This is a genomic window from Anabaena sp. EIM26, assembly GCF_057568715.1.
This window is the reverse complement of sequence record NZ_JBWNLG010000003.1, coordinates 157,295-181,796: the sequence shown is the minus strand read 5'-3', so window position 1 is coordinate 181,796 and position 24,502 is coordinate 157,295. Positions and strand designations below refer to the sequence as shown.

The 24,502-nt window shown below is 36.7% G+C and carries 10 protein-coding genes and 1 pseudogene; 8 read left to right on the top strand and 3 right to left on the bottom strand.

Going from position 1 to position 24,502, the window contains the following annotated elements; all coding sequences use genetic code 11:
• Positions 1-541: 541 nt before the first annotated feature.
• The 7 genes from AC012T_RS27865 to AC012T_RS27835 all read left to right on the top strand — a co-directional run bounded on the left by AC012T_RS27865 (position 542) and on the right by AC012T_RS27835 (position 15,713).
• Positions 542-1,219, top strand: a complete 678-nt coding sequence (locus AC012T_RS27865; protein WP_487067289.1) for a sigma-70 RNA polymerase sigma factor region 4 domain-containing protein — start codon at positions 542-544, stop codon at positions 1,217-1,219.
• Positions 1,220-1,260: 41 nt separating this feature from the next.
• A complete protein-coding gene (locus tag AC012T_RS27860) occupies positions 1,261-2,190 on the top strand; it encodes a DUF1822 family protein (protein WP_487067287.1) in 930 nt (309 codons plus the stop codon).
• Positions 2,191-2,268: 78 nt separating this feature from the next.
• Positions 2,269-5,784, top strand: coding sequence for a tetratricopeptide repeat protein (locus AC012T_RS27855; protein WP_487067285.1), 3,516 nt, complete (start codon positions 2,269-2,271; stop codon positions 5,782-5,784).
• A 27-nt stretch (positions 5,785-5,811) separates the two neighbouring features.
• Positions 5,812-9,027, top strand: coding sequence for a tetratricopeptide repeat protein (locus tag AC012T_RS27850; RefSeq protein WP_487067283.1), 3,216 nt, complete (start codon positions 5,812-5,814; stop codon positions 9,025-9,027).
• Between the two features lie 37 nt (positions 9,028-9,064).
• A complete protein-coding gene (locus AC012T_RS27845; RefSeq protein WP_487067282.1) occupies positions 9,065-9,868 on the top strand; it encodes an Rpn family recombination-promoting nuclease/putative transposase in 804 nt (267 codons plus the stop codon).
• A 295-nt stretch (positions 9,869-10,163) separates the two neighbouring features.
• Entirely contained in the window at positions 10,164-14,744 is a 4,581-nt protein-coding gene (locus tag AC012T_RS27840) for an nSTAND1 domain-containing NTPase (RefSeq protein ID WP_487067280.1), read from the top strand.
• A 126-nt stretch (positions 14,745-14,870) separates the two neighbouring features.
• Positions 14,871-15,713 (top strand): tetratricopeptide repeat protein, encoded by an 843-nt coding sequence (locus AC012T_RS27835; RefSeq protein ID WP_487067278.1) that lies wholly within the window; start codon positions 14,871-14,873, stop codon positions 15,711-15,713.
• 454 nt (positions 15,714-16,167) lie between these two features.
• On the opposite strand, the gene AC012T_RS27830 is transcribed toward AC012T_RS27835, so the two are convergent.
• A complete protein-coding gene (locus AC012T_RS27830) occupies positions 16,168-17,061 on the bottom strand; it encodes a tyrosine-type recombinase/integrase (protein ID WP_487067276.1) in 894 nt (297 codons plus the stop codon).
• Between the two features lie 70 nt (positions 17,062-17,131).
• Here AC012T_RS27830 and AC012T_RS27825 point away from each other — a divergent pair.
• Positions 17,132-20,091: pseudogene (locus tag AC012T_RS27825) on the top strand (Tn3 family transposase).
• 155 nt (positions 20,092-20,246) lie between these two features.
• Here the strand turns inward: AC012T_RS27825 and AC012T_RS27820 are convergent.
• Positions 20,247-23,795, bottom strand: a complete 3,549-nt coding sequence (locus AC012T_RS27820; protein ID WP_487067274.1) for a tetratricopeptide repeat protein — start codon at positions 23,793-23,795, stop codon at positions 20,247-20,249.
• A gap of 69 nt (positions 23,796-23,864) precedes the next feature.
• Positions 23,865-24,431, bottom strand: a complete 567-nt coding sequence (locus AC012T_RS27815) for a COP23 domain-containing protein (RefSeq protein WP_487067272.1) — start codon at positions 24,429-24,431, stop codon at positions 23,865-23,867.
• Between the last annotated feature and the right edge of the window lie 71 nt (positions 24,432-24,502).

The following is a 24,502-nucleotide window of genomic DNA, read 5'->3' as shown; positions in this document are numbered from 1 at the left end:
TGTTTGAGGAGACCAGGGGTGTTGTTCCCATTGATACCCTAATGGTCTTTTTCCCTGGGTGGGGATGATAGGCCAGTGTGGGGGGAGTAGTTTGAGGGTGTCAATTAGTTTTTGGCTTTGTGGTTTTTTTCAGCATGGGTTTTAATTTTGATTGGGGTTGTAAATGGCTATAGTTTGGGTTTTCGGTTATGTCTGCGTTAGCAGACAATTTAATAACATTACAAAAAATGGCCAATTTCCTAGAAAAATCACGCATTTCAACCTTTCAAATGGGTTCTATTTTTACGTTACACGCCCCTATGCTCCGCTCACTGCGATTTCCAATTGAGGAATAAATTTCCAACCCTTGTTGGAGAGCGATCGCGTACCCCTACGGGGAAGCAAGCTACGCGGAGCGTCCCGGAGGGAACTAGCACTGCTGCAAGCAGTTCGCTTACTATGGAATATAAAGTTTTGTAAAGAATGGAAATTTTTGCGTAAAACTTTCAAACAGGGGAAGATACGAGAATAGATATCTTTACAGGAGAGTGCGGAGTGCGAGATGACAAATGAATTTCCAGGAAGAGACGACGCGCTCAACCAAGAATTACAACAGCTAGTTAATGAAGCCAAGCGATATCCGGCTGACAGTAAAAATCCCACTGACAGAGCAAAAAGACGCATAGCTTTAAATAAGCTGATTAATGCTATTCGCGGTTCTGGGAAATTGAGCAAGCAAGTTCAGTGGTGGGAATCACCAAATTATGAAGACTATTATCATGAAGCATTACAACTCACATTCATAGAAATTTGTCAAAAAATTGAACAATATAATCCTCAATATCCGGTGATGGCATGGGTAAATATGATCTTTTCTAGGCGAATTTCTGATGTGGGTAAAAAAGACCAAAAAAGAGGGATTACTCATATTCCTAAGCATCAAAAAGTTGCTCAAGTGCTGTCTTTAGATGAAATCAACAAAGATTTACCAGTAGACAATGAAATATCTGAGCAACAACAGTTAAAGGAAATTATTGAGAATGATCCAGAGAATGTTTTAGAGAATGACTGTATTAAAGATCATCCTCAAGCTAATTTAAAAGCTATTCTGCTGTTAATTTTAGAAGGGAAACAATGGAAGGAAATTTCTGAGGAATTAAAAGTACCACTTTCAACAGCTTCTAGTTTCTACCAGCGACGGATGCGTAAAATTATTACTTATTTAAAGAAATATATATAGAGGCTGAATTAATTCACTATGAAAATTTTGGAGATTGTCTCATGAATAGCATCACTGAACAACTAACTTTTAGCGTGGCTTTATCTACAGAAGCTCATGGAATTGCTCAAGAATATAGCCAAGGTATTTCTAATCCTAATAAGCGGCAACAGGTTTATCTTAATACTTTGGCTGTATATGCTGTAGATAATTATCTCCAGTGTATGGGATTTGAGACTGATTGGCAAGGAAGTTATAGCTGTGATTTTTTAGTAATTCAATTGATGAATGTGGCTGATTTAGAAGTAAAAAATTTAGGTAAATTAGAATGTCGTCCAGTTTTACCAAAGGCAGAAGTATGTGAAATTCCGCCGGAAGTTTGGGAGGATAGAATAGGTTATGTGGCTGTGGAATTTAACTCTGATTTAAAAGAGGCGAAAATTTTAGGTTTTACACTTCAAGCTGAAGCAGAAGTTCCTCTGAGTCAGTTGCAATCTTTAGAGGATTTTTTACTGTATTTGAGTGAATTAGAAATAGCTAAATATCCACAACATGAAGATTCATCTAGTCTGGTGAAAATTGGAGCATGGTTAGACGGATTTGTAGATGCAAGCTGGCAAACTATTGAGAATTTATTAAATCCGCAACAATTAGGATTAGCTTTTATGAGTGCTGTCAGCATGACGCGGGGACAGAAAATTGATTTGGGAATGCACTTTGAGCAAATTTCTGTGGCATTAGTGATAAAAGTTGCTGCGGGTTCTGAAGGAGAAGTGGATATTTTAACTCAAGTATATCCGGTGGGAAATCATGTTTTACCTGAAGGAGTAAAATTAAATATTATTGATAATTTGGGAGAAAATATTTTAGAGGTTATATCGAGAGATGAAGATAACTGGATTCAATTGGAATTTAGTGCTGAGTTGGGGGAAAAGTTTCAGATTATGGTGGCTTATGCGGAGTCGCAGCAAGCTAAAATATTTGAGGTTTAAGAAAATTCTGACTACTGACTTCTGATAAGTTGTTAATTTATTTCTAATTTTTTACCACTTATTTAGTGAGATTTCATCATGAAAAAAAGCATTATCTTAGCTTCCTCTTTAGTTCTGTTAACTTGCCAATTATTTGCTGGTAAAACTACTGCTAATGCTGAACCTGTGGAAAATCCTTTATGTGTCATCAAAGCAGAGAATGGAGACACCGGAAAATATTCAGAAAAGCAACTGCAAGCGATCGCTAAGAGAATTACTGTGAGAGTAATGGGAGATAATAACGGTGGTTCAGGAACACTACTTGCTCAACGCGGTAATACATATTTAGTTCTGACTAACCATCATGTAATTAGGGGAGTTAACGACATTCGTTTAAAAACATCAGATGGTAAAATACATGATGCAAAAACTGTGACAAATACTAAATTTGAAAATTCTGATTTAGCTTTGTTAGAATTCCAGACTAATGAAAATTATTGTTTAACAGAAGTTGCTAACTTTGTGACTGATACTGATATAGAAGTTATGGCTGCGGGATATTCTTCTGCAAAAGGAGAAATGGTATTTCGCACAGGTACAGTCCAAAAAACAACAGAACAATCACTAAAGCAAGGTTATCAAATAGGTTATAGCAGCGATATTGAACAGGGAATGAGTGGAGGTGCAATAATTAATTCAACGGGACAACTAATAGGGATAAATGGTAGAAGTGCATACCCGATTTTAAATACAGGTTATGTTTATCCTGATGGTTCACGTCCCAGTGAAGAAGAAATCCAGCAAATGCGAAAACTCAGTTGGGGAATACCAATCTCTACTTTTTTAGCACAGGTGAATAATCAGGTATTGATAGCTTATTCTTTGCCTGTACCAGATGGGAAAGATCGTCAAGTACCACAATTGCAATTAACAGGATGGTTAGGAGCAATAGAACAGAAAGCTAAACAGTTTACAGTGAGAATTGATAGTAGTAGTAATGCCAATGGTTCAGGGGTAATTATCGCTAAGGAAGGGGATATTTACACTGTTTTAACTTCTGGTCATGTTTTCTCTACAAGTGAAGATAATGCAAAGAAATGTGAATATTGTACTTATCAAATTCTTGCCCCAGACGGAAAACAATATGCTGTAGAAAAAAGCAGTATTAAACTAGAAGAAGGGGTAGATTTAGCAGTAGTTAAATTTAGAAGTCCGGCAACATATCAAGTTGCGACTTTAGCAAATTATAACCCTAAAGATAATGAATATATCTTAACTGCTGGGTATCCAAGATTAGGAGAAAAGTCACCTTGGCGGTTGACAATGGGAAAGATTTATGGTGAAGAACGAGGACTATTAGAAACTACCCAATCAGATTTTAAAACTAACAATTCTGGTAATTCACAAAGTGTCAGTCAAAGTGCGGTTTCCTTAACAGGAGGATATGAATTAGTTTATAGAAGTATCACCTTTGGGGGAATGAGTGGGGGACCAGTATTAGATACCCAAGGAAGAGTTATAGGTATTCATGGACGTGCTGAGGGAGAAACAGCTATTGATGAAAAAACAGGTGATGCTGGTAGTAATGGAGGGAGAGTACAAATAGGTAATAGTTTGGGTATTCCTATCAGTACCTTTTTGGCCTTAGCAACCCGACTGAATACACAACCGCAAAAGGTAGAAACTAACCCAGCACCAAAATTAAATGAACAAAAAATTGAGTCTATCGAAACAGCAATATTATCAGTAGATGTTTCTAAAGGGAATACAACTGCTAGTCAATGGTTAGAAAGAGGAAATCAACTGTGGCGTTTAGGTCGTTATGAAGAAGCTATACAGGCTTTTGATGAAGCAATTAAGCTGAAGCCAGCTTTTATCCATTTGGCTTATTATGGCAAGGGTTTGGCTTTAGCTAGTTATGGCAAGAAAGAAGCAGTAACTGCATTAGAGCAAGCAGTGAAATATAAAGCTGATTTTGTAGCTGCTTGGTATCAGCTAAGTGGAGTCTATCGAAGATTAAAGCAGCCGAAAGAAGCCTTAATAGCCATCAATAAAGTCATTGAAATTCAGCCAAAAAATCCGAATTTGTATAACGAAAAGTATGGGGTGTTAGCTGATTCAAAAAAATATGCAGAAGCGGAGTTAGCGATAAATAAGGCGATTGATCTTAGTCCTCGTTCGGCTTTTTACAGCAATCGTGGGATTGTTTACTATGAGCAGAAAAAATGGGATTTAGCACTAGCTGATTTCAATAAAGCTATCGCTATTAATCCTGATTTTGCTTTACCTTACAGCAATCGTGGTAATGTTTACTATGAGCAGAAAAAATGGGATTTAGCACTAGCTGATTTCAATAAAGCTATCGCTATTAATCCTAATTTTGCTGAGGCTCACAACGGTCGTGGTAATCTTTACGAAGAGCAGAAAAAATGGCAATTAGCACTAGCTGATTTCAATAAAGCTATCGCTATTAATCCTAATTTTGCTGAGGCTTACAACAATCGTGGTAATCTTTACGAAGAGCAGAAAAAATGGCAATTAGCACTGACTGATTACAACAATGCTATCAGAATTAATCCTGATTATGATAGTGCCTACAACGGTCGTGGTAATGTTTATAAAAAGCAGAAAAAATGGGATTTAGCACTGGCTGATTACAACAAAGCTATTGTTATTAATCCAGATTATGCTTTAGCTTACAACAATCGCGGTACTCTTTACTCCAAGCAGGAAAAATTAGATTTATCACTAGCTGATTTTAACAAATCTATTGCCATTAATCCTGATTTTGCTGAAGTTTACCACAATCGTGGATCGGTTTATCTTAAGCAAAAAAAATGGGATTTAGCATTATCTGATTTTAACAAAGCTATTGACATTAATCCTCGATATGCTAATCCTTACTTCTGGAGAGGATTTATTTATTTCGAGCAGAAAAAATCTGATTTAGCATTATCCAATTTCAACAAATATATCTCTATTAATTCAGATTATGATTTTGCTTACATCATTCGTGGAAATCTTTACTCTGAACAGAAAAAATCTGATTTAGCATTAGCTGATTACAACAAAGCTATCTCTATTAATTCAGATTATGATTTTGCTTACTTCACTCGCGGGAATTTTTACTTTGAACAAAAAAAATGGGAATTAGCATTGGCTGATTACAACAAAGCTATTGTTATTAATCCAGATTATGCAGATGCTTATGCTGGGCGGGGTTTTATTTATCATCAACAAGGAAACTACACAGCCGCAATATCTGATTACAATCAAGCAGTTGCTAAAGATAAAAACAGTTTAGCTGCCATCAGTAATCTAGGCTTTATCAAATATGAGCAAGGTGACAAAGAAACAGCAATTAAACAATGGCAACAAGCCATGAAAATTAATAATCAATTTTCCGAACCCATGTTAGCTTTAGCTGTGGCTTTGTATGGAAAGGGTGAAGAACAACAGGCTTATCAATTAGCAGAAACAGCATTAAAATTAGACAAAAACTTTGCAGATACCAACTTTCTAAAAAAGAATCTTTGGGGTGAGAAAATGATTACTGATACTCAGAAATTGCTATCTACTACCAAGATAAAAACTTTATTATCACAGTTGCGGTAATATCAATCAAAATTTGTAATCATTAACATGAATACCAAAACATTCGTCATTCTTGCACTATTATTGCTACCAGTTTCTACCTTTAGTCTGGAAACTTCGTCTCATTCTGTTTCCTTAGCAGCAGAAAATCCTTTATGTAACATAAAATCAGATAATGCAGATGGAGAATATTCAGAACAACAACTAAAAACCATCGCCAGCCGAATTACAGTCAGAGTCACAGGAGATAATAACAGTGGTTCAGGAACAATAATAGCTCAACAAGGAAATACTTATCTAGTCGTCACTAACTCTCATGTAATTAGAGGAGTTAGTAGTATTAAGTTAAAAACATCAGATGGTAAAATCTATGATGCAAAAATCGTTTCTAACATCAAATTTCAGAAATCAGATTTAGCACTATTACAATTCCAAACTGAGCAAAATTATTGTTTACAACAAGTTCCTAATACTATTCCTAGCACTGAAACAGAAGTCACAGCAGCAGGATATTCTTCAGCAAAAGGAGAGATAGTATTTCGGACAGGTACAGTAAAACAAATATCCCAACAATCATTAAAAGAAGGTTATCAAATAGGTTATAGCAGTGATATTGAACAGGGAATGAGTGGTGGTGCAATTATTAACTCCCGTGGGGAACTAATAGGGATAAATGGTAGAAGTGCATACCCGATTTTAAATACAGGTTATGTTTATCCTGATGGTTCACGTCCCAGCGATGAAGAAATCCAACAAAAGCGAAAACTTAGCTGGGGAATACCAATCACCACCCTTTTAGCACAGGTGAATGATAAGATATTGACAGCTTATTCCTTACCTATACCAAATATTCCAGAAACAGTACCAGAAATAGCATTAACAGGATGGTTAGGAGAAATAGAACAAAAAGCTAAACAGTTTACAGTGAGAATTGATAGTAGTAGTAAAGCCAATGGTTCAGGGGTGATTATCGCTAAAGAAGGGGATACTTACACAGTTTTAACTGCGGCTCATGTTCTTTGTGAAAGAGAAGATGCAACCAAACCATGTGGAGGATTTAATTATTCAATTCTTTCCTCAGATGGTAAACAATATCCTGTAGAAAAAAGCAGTATTAAACTAGAAGAAGGGGTAGATTTAGCTGTTGTTAAATTTAGAAGTCAGGAAAATTATCAAGTTGCGACTTTGGCAAATTATAACCCTAAAGATAATGAATATATCTTAACTGCTGGGTATCCAAGATTAGGAGAAAAATCACCTTGGCGGTTGACAATGGGACAGATTTATAGTAAGGAAACAGGACTATTAAGAACTACCCAATCAGATTTTAAAACTAACAATTCTAGTGGATTACAAAGTATCAGTCAAAGTGCGATTTCCTTAACAGGAGGATATGAATTAGTTTATAGCAGTATCACCTTTGGGGGAATGAGTGGGGGACCGGTGTTAGACTCTCAAGGAAGAGTTATAGGGATTCATGGACGTTCTGAAGGAGAAACAGCTATTGATGAAAAAACAGGTGATGCTGGTAGTAATGGAGGGAGAGTACAAATAGGTAATAGTTTGGGTATTCCTGTAAGTACCTTTTTAGCAATAGCAACTCGACTGAATACACAACCGCAAAAGGTAGAAACCACCCCAGTACCAAAATTAAATGAACAAAAAGTTGAATCTATCAAAGCAGCTATATTATCAGTAGATGTTTCTAAAGATAATACAAAGGCTAGTCAATGGTTAGAAAGAGGAAATCAACTGTGGCGTTTAGGTCGTTATGAAGAAGCTATACAGGCTTTTGATGAAGCAATTAAGCTGAAGCCGGCTTTTATCCATTTGGCTTATTATGGCAAGGGTTTAGCGTTAGGTGGGAAGGGAAAATATCCAGAGGCTATAAATGCATTACAGCAAGCAGTGAAATATAAGCCTGATTTTGTTAGTGCATGGGAACTTCAAAATCTAGTCTATAGGACATCAAAGCAACTAGATAAAGCCTTAGTCGCAATCAATAAAGCGATTGAACTTCAGCCAAATAATCCTAATTTGTATAATGAAAAATGGGGAAATTTAGATGGTTTAAAAAGGTATGGAGAAGCAGAAGCAGCGATAAGTGAGGCGATTAAACTCAGCCCTCGTGCGTCGTTTTTTAGCAATCGAGGTAATTTGTACCATAGACAGAAAAAATGGGCTTTAGCATTAGCTGATTATAACAAAGCTATTGAGATTAATTCTGATTACATTAATGCTTATTTTAGTCGAGGACTTCTTTACTCTGACCAGAAAAAATGGGAATTAGCACTAACTGATTTCAACAAGGTTATTGCTATTAATTCTGATTTTACTCCACTAGCTTACATTAGTCGAGGGATTTTGTACTATGAGCAGAAAAAATGGGAATTAGCATTGGCTGATTTCAACAAGGTTATTGTTAGTAATTCTGATGCTGCTCTGGCTTACAACCAACGAGGATTGGTTTACTCTGAGCAAAAAAAATGGGAATTAGCACTAGCTGATTTCAACAAGGCTATTACTATTAATCCTGATTTTGCTAATGCTTACATTGGTCGAGGATTTCTTTACTATGAGCAGAAAAAATGGGAATTAGCATTAGCTGATTTTAATAAGGCTATTGCTAGTAGTCCTGATAATGCTAATGCTTACATTAGTCGAGGATTTCTTTACTATGAACAGAAAAAATTGGATTTAGCATTAGCTGATTACAACAAAGCTATCGCTATTTATCCTGATTTTGCTCTTGCTTATTACAATCGCGGGAATCTTTACTTTCAGCAGAAAAAATTGGATTTAGCATTGGCTGATTATAACAAAGCTATTGTTATTAATCCAGATTATGCAGATGCTTATGCTGGGCGGGGTTTTATTTATCATCAACAAGGAAATTATACAGCCGCAATATCTGATTATAATCAAGCAGTTGCAAAAAATCCTAATAGTTTAGCTGCTATCAATAATATAGGTTTCATCAAATATGAACAAGGAGACAGAGAAACAGCAATTAAACAATGGCAACAAGCCATGAAAATTAACAATAAATTTTCTGAACCCATGTTAGCTTTAGCTGTGGCTTTGTATGGGAAAGGGGAAGAACAACAGGCTTATCAGTTAGCAGAAACAGCATTAAAATTAGATAAAAACTTTGCTGATCTTAACTTTCTAGAAAAGAATCTTTGGGGTGAGAAAATAATTGCTGATACTCAGAAATTGCTATCTACTCCCCAGATGAAAACTTTATTATCACAGTTGCGGTAATATCAACAGCACCGATCAGATGATATAATACCTGTCTATGTTTGATAACGTCTGTCGCTTTTTAGCCGAGTCATTTTCAGCCGATTTCGCCACTTGGTTAATCGGTGAATCCATTGAACTCACCCAACTCAGTCCATCAGAATTATCTCTCGAACCGATTCGAGCAGATGCGTTAATTCTGTTACAGTCAGATGAAATTGTTCTGCATATAGAATTTCAAACTGAACCAAAAGCGCAAATTCCCTTTAGAATGGCGGATTATCGGTTAAGGGTGTATCGCAAATTTCCCAATAAACGGATGCGTCAGGTTGTGATTTACCTACAACCAACCACATCCGAATTAGTCCAGCAAACAGCCTTTGTTTTAGAAAATACCCGTCATGAATTTGGCGTTATTCGTCTTTGGGAACAACCCAGCGACATATTTTTGAATACTCCTGGTTTGTTACCGTTTGCAACTCTCAGTCAAACTGAGGATAAAACGCTAATATTACAACAGGTTGCAGAAGCTATTGAGCAAATAAACGATACCCGAATTCAAAGTAATGTTGCTGCGTCAACAGCAATATTAGCTGGGTTAGTATTAAACAAGAAACTGATTAAAAGGTTATTACGGAGTGATGCTATGCGCGAGTCTGTAATTTATCAGGATATCCAACAGGAAAAAGCTTTAGCAATTGTGACACGACAATTACGCCATCAAGTCGGAACTGTTCCACCGGCACAATTATTGAAAATAGAAGCTTTGGAATCAACACAGTTAGAAGATTTAGCTGAGGCTTTACTTGATTTTTCGAGTTTAAGTGATTTAGAAGCTTGGTTAGCACAATATCAAGTTTAGCAAGATTAATCAGGGTTTAGCATTGCTAAACCCCTACATCTTCAATAAGAAATTACCTCAAAAATCCCATCAAAAACACAAACAACTACATCCTGCAAATCCTTAAATCCTGGACATTATCTCGACTTCGCTCGATAACCACCTGATTCTGATAATTTCTTCGAGCTTTCACTAACCTCAAATTATGCTCTAATAAAATAAACTTTTGTAACAATCTCCGCCATTCGCATAAAATATTGCCAAGAAAACCGAAATTGTCATAGAGGTTTTGTGCGGAGGTAGGAGTGGTAAAACAATGAACAAATTAGTTATTCTCAAGCTGGATGGTGACTTCCATGAAGGCTTTCGCGTTAGTTTAGAAATTGGTGAAGATGGTGCGCTTCCCGATATTGAGCTAAGTGACAACACATTAAAATTACCTCCCCTTCCCACTCTACCTAATATTTATCAAGATTGGTCTAATAGTTATCGCAGTTTGGACGGATACCGCATTAAACCTAAAAAAGACCAAATTACTAATGTCAGATTTCAATCTCTGAAAACAGAATGTCACACTCATACAGACATTCTCAAACAGCAATTTATTACTTGGTTACAAGCCGAGTCTTTTCGGCGGATTCAAGAACTATGTTTAACACAATTAACGACTGTTGATGAAGTGCGAGTAATTATTCGCACCAATGAAACTCAACTGCGAAAATTACCTTGGCATTTATGGGATTTATTTAATTATTATCCTCATGCAGAAGTAGCTTTTAGTTCCCTTTCTTCCCAAAGGTTTAAAAGAAGCGATCGCTCCCATATCCGCATTTTAATTATCCTGGGTAATAGTGAAGGAATTAATGTTGCTGAAGATGAAAAACTACTTCAACAATATTGCCAAGCAGCGGAAATTATTGTTTTAGTTGAGCCTTCACCTTCAGAACTCAATCAACATCTTTGGGATGATACAGGCTGGGATATGATTTTCTTTTCTGGCCATAGTCGCACAGAGTCAACAAAGGGCAGAATATTTCTCAACCGTACTGATAGTTTAACAATGGATGAGTTGCGGTATGGATTACAAACCGCTGTCAGCAAAGGGTTACAGTTAGCTTTTTTTAACTCTTGTGATGGTTTAGGAATTGCAGCGGAATTAGAAAGTTTGCATATTCCCCAAATAATTGTGATGCGCGAACCTGTACCAGATAAGGTAGCTCATCAATTTTTAAAAGACTTTATTCAACAGTTTACCAGCAGAAATTCTTTCTATCAATCTGTTAATATTGCTCGCAAGAAATTACAAGGTTTAGAAACAGAATATCCTTGTGCTAGTTGGTTGCCTGTAATTGTCCAAAATTTGTTAGCAACGCCTCCGACTTGGCAGAGTATGGGGGCTGTAGCAAGTTGTCCTTATAGGGGTCTATCGGCTTTTCAAGAGCAAGATGCAGCCTATTTTTATGGACGAGAAACTGTTACCCAACAGTTAGTTGCGGCGGTGAAAACAAAGCATTTGGTAGCAGTGGTTGGGGCTTCAGGAAGTGGTAAATCTTCTGTGGTGTTTGCGGGGTTGATTCCCCAATTAAAACGTGATAAAAGTCAACATTGGCAGATTGTGTCTTTTCGTCCGGGGAATAATCCGTTAGAATCATTAGCGATCGCTATATCCGCCGCAGGTATCGCACTTCATCAAGGGTTAGGGACTGGGAAAGATATTTCTCCTAATTCCAGATTGCAAGAATTAGAGTTTGAAGTACAGTTAAAACAAAGCCACAGCACTTTATCTAATTTCCTAGAATCGCTGATTAGCATTTCACCCCAATCACATATTGTATTGATTGCTGACCAATTTGAAGAACTCTACACTCTTTGTCAGGATACCGCAGAACGCCAAATATTTTTAGATCATCTCCTGAATGCAGTTAGTAGTGTTCCTGGTTTTACCTTGGTGTTAACTCTACGAGCAGACTTTTTTGGTGAAGCTTTGTCTTACCGTCCCTTGAGTAATGCCTTGCAGGATGCTCAGGTTAACTTAAGTCCAATGAATGCCCTAGAATTAGAAAGTGCGATCGCTCAACCTACTCTTAGTCTCAATATACAATTAGAACCAGGATTAACTCAACGTCTCGTTGATGTGGTGCTTAATTCTCCTAGCCATTTACCCTTACTGGAATTTACTTTAACTCAGTTGTGGCAACGGCAACAGCAAGGATGGCTAACTCATCAAGCATACACGGAAATTGGCACTATCGAAACTGCACTGGCGAATCATGCTGAGTCAATTTATGCTCAATTGAGTGCAGCCGATAAACAAAAGGTGCAACAAATATTTATTCAGTTAGTGCAGCCAGGAGAATACAACGCAGATATCCGGCGTTTGGCTACTCGTGGGGAAGTGGGGGAAGAAAACTGGAATTTAGTTACACAATTAGCAAATGCCAGATTAGTAGTCACTGACATTAATAAACTGACAAAAATTGAAACTGTAGAAATTATTCATGAGGCATTAATTCGCAATTGGCGCAGATTAAAACAATGGATGCAAACTGATGGAGATTTTCGCCGTTGGCAAGAACAATTAAGAATAGTAATGCGACAATGGGAAAATCATGAACAAGATACGGGAGCATTATTGCGGGGTAAATCTTTAATTGATGCCCAGGAATGGTTAAGACAACGCCAAACTCAAATTAGTGCCACTGAACAGAATTTTATTCTTCAAAGTTTAGAACTACAGAAGAAAGAAAGTCAAGCTAAGAATGCTGCTAGAAACCGTATTATCATAGCTTTAAGTGGTGGTTTATTAGGAGCATTACTATTAGCTGGTGTAGCTTTATGGCAACGGCAACAAGCACAAATTAATGAGCTAAAAGCCTTGAATTTATCTGCACAAGTATTGTTAAAGTCTGGGAATGAGGTTGAAGCTTTTATCCCCACACTGAAAGTTATCAAAAATTTAGAGCAGTTAAATTTCTTAGATTCTCAAACTAAGTTAAGTTTATCTGCGGCTACTTTAGAAAATATCAACCAAATTCGAGAATACAATCGCTTACAAGGTCATAAAGGTGAGATTTCCACTGTTAAATTTAGCCCAGATGGTCAGCTTTTAGCTTCTGGCAGTGAAGATACTACCATCAAAATTTGGCGACGGGATGGGAAGTTACAGCAAACTTTATCAGGTCATAAAAATACGGTTTTTAGTGTTATCTTTAGTCGAGATCATCAAATGCTGATTGCTGCTAGTTTTGATAACACTATTAGTTTTTGGCGTTATGATTCTAGCACAAATTTATTTACAAATCAACCTATTTTTAGGTTAGCAGAACAAGATGGATTATTAGCAATATCTCTTAGTCCAAATGGTGAAATTCTAGCAACTGCTAACAGAAAAGGAGAAGTAAAACTGTGGACTTTAAATGGACAACTCATTAAAACAATTTCCGCTCACAAGCAAAAAGTTTTGGGTGTAAGTTTCAGTCCAGATGGACAAACTATTGCTACTGCAAGTGCTGATAAAACAATCAAACTTTGGAATCTTGAAGGTAAGGAATTAAAAACATTACCAGGTCATAGTGATGAAGTTTTTGCTGTAAAATTTAATCCAGATGGTAATATTTTAGCCTCTGCTAGTAAAGATAAAACTGTGAAACTTTGGGATATAAATGGACAATTATTACATACTTTTGAGGGTCATAGCAATGAAGTTTTAGATGTGAATTTTAGTCCTGATGGCAAAACAATCGTTTCTGCTAGTGCTGATGATACAGTTAAAGTCTGGATGATTCCCAATGATTTTAAATCTAATCCTCAATCTCCAATTTACACCTTTTTAAAACATGGAAGTAAAGCATCAGAAGCCAGTTTTAGTCCAGATGGAAAAACCATAGTTTCTGCTAGTGCTGACAGCACAATTAAATTTTGGCATTTGCAAGGTATTTTACCGAGTTTTTCTGGTAATAGTGTGAGTTTCAGTCCAGATGGAAATACTGTTTCAGTAAGTAATGAACAGGGAATCATCAGTTTACGACAGCGTGATGGAAGTTTGCTAAAAAGTTTTTATGCCCATGAAGGAGAAATTATCAAGGTACTGTTTCATCCCACTGGAAAGAATATTATCACCATTGGGGTTGATAATCACATTAAGTTATGGAATCTTGATGGTAAACTTATCAAGAGTTGGCAAGGACATCTGAAGGATAATAATAGTATGTTTGAGCCAATTCAAGATATAAGTTTTAGTCCTGATGGTAATAAGATTGCAACCATTAGTAGAGTAGATAAACAAGTTAAAATTTGGGACTTACAAGGGAATTTATTAAAAAGCTGGCAGACCAATGATAAGTTAGTGACAAATATCAATTTTAGTCGAGATGGTCAAACTTTAGCAACTGCTGGAGATAAAACAGTAAAACTGTGGAATTTAGAAGGAAATTTATTGCAGACTATTTCTGGACATGAGGCTAATATTACATCTGTAATTTTTAGTCCTGACGGAAAAATCATAGCTACTGCGAGTGCTGACAGAACAGTCAAACTTTGGGATAGGAAGAGTGGTAAGTTATTACATACTTTACAACATAATCAAAGTGTTTATAGTGTAAATTTTAGTCCTGATAGTAAAATTCTGGTTTCAGCTAGTGGGGATAAAATCAGTTTTTGGAATTTGCAGGGGGAATTAATTTATAGTTTGCAAGGAAGTGAAGATAAACTTTTAGAAGTGAATTTTAGTGCAGATGGAAAGATGATAGCTTCTGTGGATAGTAGTAATCATATAACTTTGTGGGATTTGGATATTCATGCTTTACAAAAACGTAGTTGTTATTGGTTAAATGAATATTTAAAAGAAAATGTTAATTTAGTTAAAAATGAGGATAAATTATGTGAAAATAATCATTAAGTTTGTCTGAATCAGGTGGTTATCGAGCGATAGCCTGCGTGGCGTAGCCATAGTCGAGATAATTTCCAGGATTTAAGGATGAACAGGATTAAAACTAGAACTTTATTACCAATTACCAATCCCCTTATGTCTACTTTAAAGCTACCCGTCGCTTGTCTGAGTTTAACAATCAGTTCCCTGATGATTTTTGGAGGTAATTTTTACAAGGTTGAAGCTTCTCCAACTCAATCAATACAAATATCAAATAACTGGCTTTTACAAGGTGAAAAAAAAGCAAATCAACAAGATTACCAAGGAGCTATATTAGACTTTACACAAGCTATTAATCATAATGATAAAAATGCAGAAGCATATTATCAACGAGGTTTAATTTATGCTAAATATGCACAAGGAAAGCCTTTAAATCCTGATGGTAGTGTACCGGGTTGTCGAAAAAAGGATGATTATATAATTATTTGTTCGGTGGAAGTGAAAGATAGAATTAAAGAGTATAAACAGAAAGCTATTGCAGATTTTACTCAAGCAATTACAATTAACCCCCAATATACAACAGCTTATCATCAACGGGGGTTAATACAAGAAGAAACCGGACAAAAAATAGCAGACTTCCAGATAGCAATCATACTGTATTCGCAAAAAAGTTTGGCTTTTTTAAACGAAAGTAAATTTCCAGAAGCAACAGACTTATTAAAGATTATTGATAAATTACATACTGAAATAGAATCACTGAATAAGATAGCGGATTTACAAGACCCAGAATTTAAACTTCCTCTAAATTCTTCAACTATTTCTCCTGATTCCATTGAAGAATTAACTAATCAAGCTAATGCGGCTTTAAATAAAGGAGATGTACAGACAGCACTCCAGAAATTCAGAACTTTAGCTGTCAAACTGCAAGAAAAAAAGGAATATCAACCAAGATATCAGCAAATACAGCAAATTATTGTAGAACTTGAGAAACTGAAATAAGGAAGCTGTCAGAATCAGGATGTCCAGGATTTAAGGATTTATAGGATGTAGTTGTTTGTGTTGTTGATAGATAGGATTTAAATTAATGAGAGAAAATGTTTTTCTATACTCCCATCAGTTTTGAAATTTATTTGATTTAGTGAAATAAATTATTATTATAGTTTTAAATTGTAAAAAATATCAAAAGGTTTTCAACATAATTTTAGATAACAAAATCCTGTAAATGGCATCACCGTGCCAAAACGGGAAAATTGTACGCTAAGGCTGAAACGATGGCAGGACAACGGTTTCAGAAGCAAAATAAATTGATTAACTAATGCCTGTATAATAAGCAACAGGGAGATAGTTTACCCTCATTCTCTTGGTGCAGAGTAGTATGTATTCCCTGCCCCATAAATTTAACCCCAGTCAAAAGTATTGATGATGACTGTAAAATCTGAATTAATTACCAAATTTATTCGCAAAAACTAGGCAGACTATTAAATGCCTGATGTGCTACTTGTTCTGCCCGTTGTGGCGTTACTTTTTGATACCGTAACGTTGTCTGAATACTCTCATGTCCCATCAATGCCCTAAGTTCTTCAATTCCCATCAGTCCCACCCGTTCCGTTGCAAAAGTGTGCCGTAAGTCATGCAGTCTCACCCCCTGAAGTTCGGTTGCATTCCCAATCAAACTTGTCCAGGATTTATGAGCCATCCGGTACGAAAGCCGCGAGACAACCAAAGTTTTGGGCTGTTGAGCAGTAAACAAGGCTGAATGGGTTGGATATCTGTAATACTTTAAGTAATTATTTAGACTCCATTGTGCAACTTCACTGTAAAAACACCAACGTTGCTTATTACCCTTACCAACAACCTGAAATTTTCTGGCTTTGCAATCAATTTGCTCCAAATTTAGAGCCAGTACCTCAGCAATCCTAGCACCACTACTATGTAACAAACGCACCAACGCAGACAACCGCGCATCTTTTTTGATCACATGATACAAAATACCCAATTGGTTAGGCGTAAGATAGCGCACAGTTTCCTCTGTAGCGTGTTCTCCTTGTTCTCTGTTCGGCTTGCGTCTTGTTAGTCCAGCCACCGGATTAGATTTGAGATATCCCATATCCACAGCAAAATTGAACAAAGCCGTAATTACAGCTTGATGTCGGTGGTGGGTAGTATAAGAAACATCAGTTAAACGATTGAGATATTCCCACAAAACTTGTCTATTGATGATTTCTATTGACCATCGGCCGTACTTACAGAGCAAGGGCATTAAGGTAGACTGATATGAACGCAGAGTATTCTGAGCTAATCCGGGACGTTCTAAAAATGCAGTGGCTAAAGCAGCTAAAGTAATCATCACTTTAGATCCTGAATAGAAGCAAGTTTTTGTCTAAAAGTGTAGATGTTAAAATATAATTAATAAATACATTTTTAGATATATTTTTATGGTGGTAGCAGAACAAGATCCGCTTCCTAAAGAGGATGAAGCCCCTCGCTACTATACTTTTAGCAACGATGAACTCAAAGTTATCAAAGAGCGTCGTAGACCACACAATCGTCTGGGTTTTGCCGTGCAGTTTTGTTACCTCCGCTTTCCTGGTCGGGTTTGGAGTTTGTCAGAAATAGTCCCCGAATCTGTTCTTTCTTATATTGCCTCCCAATTAAAAATTGACCCAATAATCATTACAGAATATTCCCAAAGAGATACAACAAGACGTGAACATTTAGTAGAAATTCAAAATATTTTTGGGTTTCATTCTTTTAATATATCTACATATAAACTCCTTTCAAAATGGTTATTACCATTTGCCATCTCCTCAGATCAAGGGATGGCACTTGTGGGAGCATTAATTGATGAAATGCGCTTTCGTAAAATTATTATTCCAGCTATTTCTACTGTAGAACGTTTGGCATGGGAAGTGAGACACCGTGCTCAAAAATTAGTGTGTCTAGAATTAATTCAAAATTTAACAATATTACAAAAAACAGCCCTGGATAAACTATTAGTTTTAGAGCCTGATAAAAAGCTGACTGATTTAATTTGGCTGCGTCAACCACCAAGAATACCTAATCCTAGAAACTTTTTAAAGCTTGTAGAACGCCTAGAATTTATTCGCAATCTTCACCTCGATTCTGGATGCTTGAAACGAGTACATCAAAATCGTCTGTTACAATTCACTAAAATTGGTGCAAAGTCTACACCTGCTCACCTATCTAGGTTAGATGAATTAAGACGCTATGCCATTTTAGTTGCTTTTCTAATTGAATGGAGTGCATCATTAGTCGATTATGCCATAGGGATGCACGATAAAATGATGGGTAAATTGTTTAATAAAAGTCAGCATCAGCATGGCGAAAAGTTTCAACATGATGGAAAAGCGATTAATGAAAAGGTGAGATTATATGCCCAAGTCGGCAAGGCGTTAATTGCTGCTAGAGAGGAAGAGGATGATGCTTATCAAGCGATTGAGTCAGTATTGGATTGGGAGAAGTTTATCAATAGTGTTGTTGAAGCTGAAAAGTTGGCTAGACCCGCAGATTTTGATTATCTTGAACTACTTGATAACCGTTATTCACAGTTGCGAAGATATACACCTAAGTTGTTGGAGACGTTTGAATTTAAAGCAACAACTGCTAGTTTACCAGTTATTGAAGCTTTAGCGGTGATTAAAGAATTAAATATCTCAGGTGGTCGAAAAGTGCCGGAATCTACGGATACTACTTTTGTTAAACCGCGTTGGTTAAAACACGTAATTAAGGGTGATACTATTGATAGGCACTATTATGAGATGTGTGCTTTGGCTGAGTTACGTAGTGGTTTGCGTTCTGGAGATATTTGGGTAGTGGGTTCTCGTCAGTTCCAGGATTTTGAGGATTATTTGTTAACTGATAGTTCATGGCAGTTAATGCGTTCTGCTCAAACAATACCTGTGGCAGTGACAACTGATTTCACTACCTATATTGAACAACGTTCACTGGAATTGAAGTCACAATTAGGGATTGTTTCTGATTTAATGGCAGAGGATAAGTTGATTGATGTCAGAATAGAAGATGAGCGGTTAATTATTACTCCTTTGAGCAATGCTGTTCCGACTGAGGTTGATGAGTTAAGTCGAAAAGTCTCTAGTTTATTACCGAGAATTAAGCTGACTGATTTGTTGGTGGAAGTTGATTCTTGGACGCATTTTACTAAACATTTTACACATTTATATTCAGGAACAGAAGTAGAAGATAAGGTGGTTTTGTTGAGTGCGCTGCTTGCTGATGGGATTAATCTGGGTTTAACGCGCATGGCAGATGCTACTCAAGGAATGTCTTTTGAGCGTTTAGCTTGGGTGGCTGATTGGTATATTCGAGATGAGACTTATTCTCAGGCTTTGGCAGAGGTGGTAAATTTTCAGGCACAAGTTCCTTTTGCTACTTATTGGGGTGATGGGACTACTTCTTCATCTGATGGTCAACGATTTAAAGCTGCTGGACATCGCAGTTTTAACGAAGAGATTAATGCCAAATATGGGAAGGATAGAAGCGTGATTTTTTACACGCATATTTCTGACCAATATGTGCCTTTTCATGTGAAGGTGATTAATGCGACGGTCAGGGATGCTAGTTATGTTTTAGATGGTTTGCTGTATCACGAGAGTGATTTGCAAATTCAGGAGGATTATACGGATACTAGTGGCTATACTGAGCAGGTGTTTGCGATGTGTCATCTGCTGGGGTTTAGATTTGCGCCAAGAATGCGCGATTTACCTGATAAGAAGTTGTATACTTTTGATGCTACTTCCTCTGAAGAGGTTTTATCGCCTCTGTTGGGTGGCAAGATTAATGTGAAGTTGATTGAGGAGTCTTGGGACGAGATTCTCCGGCTTGCTAGTTCAATTCGCACGGGGACGGTCACGGCTTCTTTGATGTTACGGAAATTGGCTTCTTATCCTCGCCAAAATCGTTTGGCTTTAGCTTTGCGGGAGTTGGGAAGAATTGAGAGGACTTTGTTTACTTTGGAATGGTTGCAGAGTCCTGAGTTACGACGACGGGACTAAATAAGGGTGAGGCAAAACATACCCTGAAAAGGGCGGTGTTTTTTAATCGTCTGGGTGAGGTGCGCGATCGCTCTTATGAAGACCAATTTTATCGGGCTAGTGGGTTGAATTTGGTGGTGGCGGCGATTGTTGTATGGAATACGGTGTACATAGAAAAGGCTGTTGAGCATTTGAAACAACAGGGTATGGATATTCCTGAAGAGCATTTGCAACATTTATCACCTTTGGGTTGGGAACATATCAATCTTACGGGTGATTATGTCTGGAATTTAAAGCAGGCAACCAGTTTTGACAAGTTGCGCTCTTTACGAGTAAAAGAAAATAAGTATCGCTCAAATCCTTAATGGTTAAGGGTTTCAGCCTTAGCGTACAATTTTCCCGTTTTGGCACGGTGACCCCTAAATCCTGATTCTGACAATTAAAATTATGGAAATTGTTTACGATGTTTTAGATCCCCAACTTCTTTGAGAAGTCGGGGATCTGATCGGTGCTGTTGATATTATCGCAACTGTGATAATAAAGTTTTCATCTGGGGAGTAGATAGTAGTTTCTGCGTATCAGCAATCATTTTCTCACCCCAAAGATTCTTTTTCAGAAAGTTGACATCAGCAAAGTTTTTATCTAATTTCAAAGCTGTTTTTGCTAACTGGTAAGCCTGTTTTTCTTCCCCTTTGCTATACAAAGCCACAGCTAAAGCTAACATAGTTTCAGCGAATTGATTATTAATTTTCATGGCTTGTTGCCATTGTTTAATTGCTGTTTCTTTGTCTCCTTGTTCATATTTGATCAAGCCTATATTACTTATGGCAGCTAAACTATTGGGATCTTTAGCAACCGCTTGATTATAATCAGATATTGCGGCTGTGTAGTTTCCTTGCTGATGATGAATTTCACCCCTTATAGCATAACCATTTGCATCTGCATAATCTGGATTAATAGCCATACCTTTGCTGAGATCAGCTTCAGCTACATCCCATTTCTTCTGGTTATAGTAGAGAATACCACGAATGATGTAAGCTTCAGCAAAATCAGAATCAATAGCAATAGCTTTGCTGATATCAGCTTCAGCTATATCCCATTTTTTTTGTTCATAGTAAACATACCCACGATTTTTGTAAGCTAGAGCATAATCAGGATCAATAGCAATAGCTTTGTTGTAATCAGCTAATGCTAAATCCCATTTTTTCTGCTCAGAGTAAAGAAAACCGCGACCTTGGTAAGCTTGGGCAAAATCAGGATTAATAGCGATAGCTTTGTTGTAATCAGCTAATGCTAAATCCCATTTTTTCTGCTCAGAGTAAAGAAAACCGCGACCTTGGTAAGCTTGGGCATCATCAAGATTAATAGCGATAGCTTTGTTGTAATCAGCTAATGCTAAATCCCATTTTTTTTGCTCAGAGTAAAGAAAACCGCGATTGATGTAAGCTTGGGCATAATCAGGATTAATGGCAATAGCTTTGTTGTAATCAGCTAATGCTAAATCCCATTTTTTCTGCATAGTGTGAACAATACCACGACCGATGTAAGCTAGAAGATAAGCTAGACGAGAATAATTAGGATCAATTTTGATTTTGATAGCTTGGGTGAAATCAGCTTCAGCTAGATCCCATTTTTTTTGGTAAGAGTAAAGAAAACTGAGACCGAGGTAAGCTGGAGCATAATCAGGATTAATTTTGATAGATTGGGTGTAATCGGCTTCAGCTAAATCCCATTTTTTCTGCTTTTCGTAAAGAAGACCACGATTCTTGTAAGCTCGAAAATGATCAGGATTGATTTTGATAGCTTGGGTAAAATCAGCTTCAGCTAAATCCCATTTTTTCTGCTCAAAGTAAACATTCCCGCGATTGTTGTAAGGTTCAGGTAAATCAGGATTGATTTTGATAGCTTGGGTGTAATCAGCTTCAGCTAAATCCCATTTTTTCTGGTCATCGTAAAGATTACCGCGATTGTAGTAAAATGATGCACGCGGACTAATTTTAATCGCTTTGTTGATGGCTAATTCTGCTTCTTTATACTTTTTTGAATCAGCTAACACATTATACTTTTCGTTATACAAATTAGGATTATTAGGCTGGAGTTCAATTGCTTTATTGATGGCTATTAATGCTTCATCTGTTTGCTTTGATCGTCGATAAACTGAACTTAGTCCAGACCAAGCAGGAACAAAATCAGGCTTATATCTCACTGCTTGCTGTAATGCATTTATACCCTCTAGATATTGTCCATTCTTAATTAATGCTGAACCCTTACCATAATAAGCTAAATGAATAAACTTTGGATTCAGCTTAATTGCTTCATTAAAAGCCTGTATAGCTTCTGAATCACGATCTAAACGCCACAATTGATTTCCTCTTTCTAACCATTGACTAGCAGTTGTATTCCCTTTAGAAACATCTACTGATAATATTGCTGTTTCAATAGACTCAATTTTTTGTTCATTTAATTTTGGTGCTGGGTTAGTTTCTACCTTTTGCGGTTGTGTATTCAGTCGAGTTGCTAAGGCCAAAAAGGTACTGATAGGAATACCCAAACTATTACCTATTTGTACTCTCCCTCCATTACTACCAGCATCACCTGTTTTTTCATCAATAGCTGTTTCTCCCTCAGCACGTCCATGAATACCTATAACTCTTCCTTGGGTATCTAATACTGGTCCCCCACTCATTCCCCCAAAGGTGATACTTCTATAAACTAATTCATATCCTCCTGTTAAGGAAACCGCACTTTGACTGACACTTTGTGAATTACCAGAATTGTTAGTTTTAAAATCTGATTGGGTAGTTGTTAATAGTCCTTGTTCCTTACTATAAATTTGTCCCATTGTCAACCGCCAAGGTGATTTTTCTCCTAATCTTGGATACCCAGCCGTAAACATATATTCACCATTTTTCTGGTTATATTTTGCCAAAGTCGCAATTTGATAATTTTCCTGACTTCTAAATTTAACAACCGCTAAATCTACCCCTTCTTCTAGTTTAATACTGCTTTTTTCTACAGCATATTGTTTTTCATCTGGAGCAAGAATTGAATAATTAAATCCTCCACATGGTTTGGTTGCATCTTCTCTTTCACAAATAACATGAGCCGCAGTTAAAACTGTGTAAGTATCTCCTTCTTTAGCGATAATTACCCCTGAACCATTAGCCTTACTACTACTATCAATTCTGACGGTAATTTGTTTAGCTTTTTGTTCTATTTCTCCTAACCATCCTGTTAATATTCCTTTTGGAATATCAGGGTCAGGGTTTGGTACAGGTAAGGAATAAGCTGTCAATACCTGATTGTTCACCTGTGCTAAAAGGGTGGTGATTGGTATTCCCCAACTGAGTTTTCGCATTTGCTGTATTTCTGCCTCGCTGGGACGTGAACCATTAGGATAAACATAACCTGTATTTAAAATCGGGTATGCACTTCTACCATTTATCCCTATTAGTTCCCCACGGGAGTTAATAATTGCACCACCACTCATTCCCTGTTCAATATCACTGCTATAACCTATTTGATAACCTTCTTTTAATGATTGTTGGGATATTTGTTTTACTGTACCTGTCCGAAATACTATCTCTCCTTTTGCTGAAGAATATCCTGCTGCTGTGACTTCTGTTTCAGTGCTAGGAATAGTATTAGGAACTTGTTGTAAACAATAATTTTGCTCAGTTTGGAATTGTAATAGTGCTAAATCTGATTTCTCAAATTTGATGTTAGGAACGATTTTTGCATCATAGATTTTATCATCTGATGTTTTTAACTTAATACTACTAACTCCTCTAATTACATGAGAGTTAGTGACGACTAGATAAGTATTTCCTTGTTGAGCTATTATTGTTCCTGAACCACCGTTGTTATCTCCTATGACTCTGACTGTAATTCGGCTGGCTATGGTTTTTAGTTGTTGTTCTGAATATTCTCCATCTCCATTATCTGATTTGATGTTACATGAAGAATTTTCTGCTGCTGCTAAGGAAACAAAATTAGACGAAGTTTCAAGACTAAAGCTAGAAACTGGTAACAATAGTAATGAAAGAATGATGAATGTTTTGGTATTCATTTTAATGATTGCAAATTTGTAAATTACAGAAAATGGACGGATTAAGGATTTCTAATCCTTGCTGTTAAATTATCTTTCTTGTTCAATAGTTGGAGCTTTAAGCAATACTTCTGAAATTGATACATACCTTTGTTTACCTGAACTTTGATATAAAGTATCTGTTGCACCCCCTCCTTCTAAAGCATTGACTAACCGATAAATTACTAATTCACTATCGTGTTCATTTTTCAATTGAAATAATTGATTATCACGAGTACATTTATCTCCTTCTGTCGCTACGGCACAAATAACTGGATAACCTTTGACTTTCCCATTGGTTAGATAGTTCAAACTGCTATTTTCATAAAACTTTTGAAACTTCGGTGATACATTTTGACATCTTTGCTCAGGTTTCCAACCTAGAAAAATTTCAGATTTCCAGATCACAATGCGAATATGACCGCGTTTTTCAGGTATCCAGGCTACTGTAGTGGGTAAATTTTGTTGACCGGCTCTATCAAATGTATTTTTACAAAGAAATTGCACTCTTTCAGAAGAATTACTTTGGCTAAAACTTGAAGTTATGCCAAGTATTAAAGTGATTACTATTGCTATAAAGCACAATACACTAAAAGATAAAAACTTGATTTTTTTCATTGCTAAAACCTATATTTGATGTAAGGGTAGCGCCCCCGTGCCTACCCCAATTTTTCTCGTTTTTCTCGTTC